The organism is Micromonospora phytophila (assembly GCF_023656545.1).
Lineage (GTDB): Bacteria > Actinomycetota > Actinomycetes > Mycobacteriales > Micromonosporaceae > Micromonospora > Micromonospora phytophila.
Map to the genome: position 1 here is coordinate 1 of NZ_JAMOKF010000486.1, position 3,043 is coordinate 3,043.

The following is a 3,043-nucleotide window of genomic DNA, read 5'->3' on the forward strand; positions in this document are numbered from 1 at the left end:
CGGGGGTCTTCGCGCTGGTCACCCTCGCGGCGTGGCGGGTGCTGCGGCCGGCCGCGCCGGTGCCGGCCGCCGCCCCGCCCACCACCGCCGGGACAGCAGTCCGGCCAGGGCCGCCCCCGCCGCGTTGAGCAGCACGTCGTCGATCGAGGAGACCCGGCCGAGGTCGAGCACGTACTGCGCCGCCTCGATCAGCACGGAACCGGCGGCGCCGAGCAGGAAGAGTCGACCGACGCCGGCCAGGGCGGCCAGGCGTACCGGGGCGAAGAAGCCGAACGCGGCGAAGACCAGCAGGTTGCCGACCACCTGGATGACGGCGTAGGCCGGCGACCCGGTCAGCAGGTCGACCAGGTCGTGCAGCGGCACCAGGTCGACCCCGCGCGGCGCGGGCCGGGGCGTGAGGACCATCCACACCCAGGGCAGGGTGCCGGCCACGGCGCCCACCTCGGCGACGCTGCGGCGCCACGACTCCGCAGGCGTCGCGGCGTCCCGCCGGTGCCGGGCCAGCACGGCGGTGAGCAGGACCAGCAGCGGCAGCCCGGCCAGCACGGCGAGCAGGACGCCACCGCGCTCGTGCCACACCTGCCCCATCGGGGCAGCCTAGCGGGGCGGTCGCTCGCGGTGGTTCAGCCCGGACAGCCGCATGGCGATCCGGTGCCGGGCCGGTGGCACGGCGGAGAGCAGCCGGATCAGCAGGTTCCGGGCGGGTCGGCCGGCCGGCGGCAGGGTGCCGAGGCGGGTCAACCGGCCGGCGAACGAGACCACCTCCTCGGCCATCGGGCGGCGCCGGGCGGCGTACCCGTCGAGCAGGGTGTCGGGAGCGCCCTCGACGACCTCAGCGAGGGTTTCGCCGAGGTCGACCGCGTCGACGATGCCGAGGTTCATCCCCTGCCCGCCGGCGGGGCTGTGCACGTGGCCGGCGTCGCCGGCGAGCAGCACCGGCCCGGCCCGGAAGGTGTCGGCGATCCGCTGGTGCACCCGGAACCGGGAGGCCCAGAGCACCTCACGCACCCGATCGGGACGGCGGACCGGCCCACGCTCGTCGAGCAGCGCCTGGACGTGCGTCATGTCGGGCTCGGCGGGCGCGTCGGCCACCTGGGCGACCACCCGCACCACCCCGTCGGGCAGCGGCGCCCAGACCAACGGGCCGGAACGGGCGAGGAAGAGGGCGACCCGGTCGCGCGGCAGGCCACTCTCCACCCGGATGTCGGCGAGGACGAAGGACTCCGCACGGTCGGCCGGGCCGGAGAAGCCGATCCCGGCCCGCTCCCGCACGGTGCTGCGCATGCCGTCCGCGCCGACGACGTACCGGGCCCGGACGGTCGTGCCGTCGGCGAAGGTGGCGACGGCGCCGGCCGCGTCGTGCGTCAGGCCGGTCATCGCGTACGGCCGGAGCACGGGGACGCCGAGGTCGGCGAGCTGGCCGGTGAGCACCTGCTCGGTGACCGACTGGGAGACCATCAGCGCGTAGCCGTGCCGCGAGGGCAGGGTGTGGAACGGCACGGTGAGCAGCGTCCGGTCGCGGTCGCGCACGGTGAACGCCGGCGACCGCAGCCCTCGTGCGACCAGCGGCGCGCCGGCCCCGATCCGGTCCAGCACCTCCAGGGTGTACGCGTGCACGACCGCCGCCCGGGAGGTCACCGGCGGCCGTTCCAGCCGGTCGACCACGGTCGCCTCGACCCCCCGCCGGGCCAGCGTGAGCGCGGCGGTGAGCCCCGTCGGACCGGCCCCCACCACCAGGACGTCCGTCTGCGCGGGCAGCATGGTCAGCTCCGTCCGTCGATGCGTCGTACCGCCGCAGGGCCGGTCCCCGCGCGGGGCCGCAGCCGCCGCGCGGGGACCGGCCGACGGGTCAGCTCGCCAGGCCGCCGGGCTGGTCGCCCTTGGCGACGGGGGCCCGGACCAGGTTGCCCCACTCGGTCCACGAGCCGTCGTAGTTGCGCACCTGCGGGTACCCGAGCAGGTGCCGCAGCACGAACCAGGTGTGGCTGGAACGCTCGCCGATCCGGCAGTAGGCGACGATGTCGTCGTCCGGGCCGAGCCCGAGCTGGTCGGCGTAGATGGCGCGCAGCTCGTCCGACGACTTGAACGTGCCGTCCTCGTTCGCGGCGGACTTCCACGGCTTGCTCACCGCGCCCGGGATGTGCCCGCCGCGCAGCGCGCCCTCCTGCGGGTAGTCCGGCATGTGCAGCATCTCGCCGGTGTACTCGCCGGGCGAGCGGACGTCGACCAGCGGCCGTCCCGCCACGACGTGCGCCATCACCTGCTCGCGGTACGCCCGGATCGGCGCGTCGTCGCGCTGCGGCACCGGGTAGTCCGCGCGGGGCCGGGTCGGCTTGTCCCGGGTCAGCTCCCGCCCCTCGGCGATCCACTTCTGCCGGCCGCCGTCGAGCAGCCGCACGTCGGCGTGGCCGAAGAGCGAGAAGACCCAGAGGGCATACGCGGCCCACCAGTTGAAGTTGTCGCCGTAGAAGACGACGGTGTCACCCCGGCCGATGCCCTTGGCGGCGCAGAGCTCCGCGAAGCTCTTCGCGTCCAGGTAGTCCCGGGTGACCTGGTCGTTCAGCTCGGTGTGCCAGTCGACCTTGACGGCGCCCGGGATGTGGCCGGTGTCGTAGAGCAGCACGTCCTCGTCGGACTCGACGACGACGAGGCCCTCGTCGCCCAGGTGCTCGGCCAGCCACTCGGTGGTGACCAGCCGCTGCGGGTCCGCGTACGACTGGAGTCGGGGATCAGGATCGTTCGGCACAGACATGATCCCCAAGTTACGCCGGATCGCGGCGCTGAGGCCGGCCATCGGAAATCGGGGTGAGGGTTGTGACGGCCGGCACGCGAGAGCGCCGGAAGCCGCCGGCCACAGAGGATCGGTATGACGCCGGCGGCGCGACACGCGCCCGGCGGGCCGGTGTCAGGCGCGGCGGTGCACCAGCCGGCCGGCGACCACCGTGGCGAGGCAGGTGCCGTCATCGGCGAACACGGCCAGGTCGGCGCGGCCGGTCGGCACCAGCGCCGGCGGGCGCGGGTTCTCCAGCACGGCCACCTCGTT

Annotated in this window: 3 protein-coding genes; all 3 read right to left on the minus strand. The window is 75.1% G+C overall.

Annotated features, from left to right (window positions below):
* Positions 1–18: 18 nt before the first annotated feature.
* The 3 genes from NCC78_RS30085 to NCC78_RS30095 all read right to left on the minus strand — a co-directional run bounded on the left by NCC78_RS30085 (position 19) and on the right by NCC78_RS30095 (position 2,752).
* Positions 19–588 (minus strand): VanZ family protein, encoded by a 570-nt coding sequence (locus tag NCC78_RS30085; RefSeq protein ID WP_250798763.1) that lies wholly within the window; start codon positions 586–588, stop codon positions 19–21.
* A 9-nt stretch (positions 589–597) separates the two neighbouring features.
* Complete coding sequence (locus NCC78_RS30090; RefSeq protein ID WP_250798764.1) at positions 598–1,761, minus strand: FAD-dependent oxidoreductase; 1,164 nt, start codon at positions 1,759–1,761, stop codon at positions 598–600.
* A gap of 88 nt (positions 1,762–1,849) precedes the next feature.
* Positions 1,850–2,752: a sulfurtransferase gene (locus NCC78_RS30095; RefSeq protein ID WP_250798765.1), complete on the minus strand. Its 903-nt coding sequence runs from the start codon at positions 2,750–2,752 to the stop codon at positions 1,850–1,852.
* Positions 2,753–3,043: the final 291 nt, after the last annotated feature.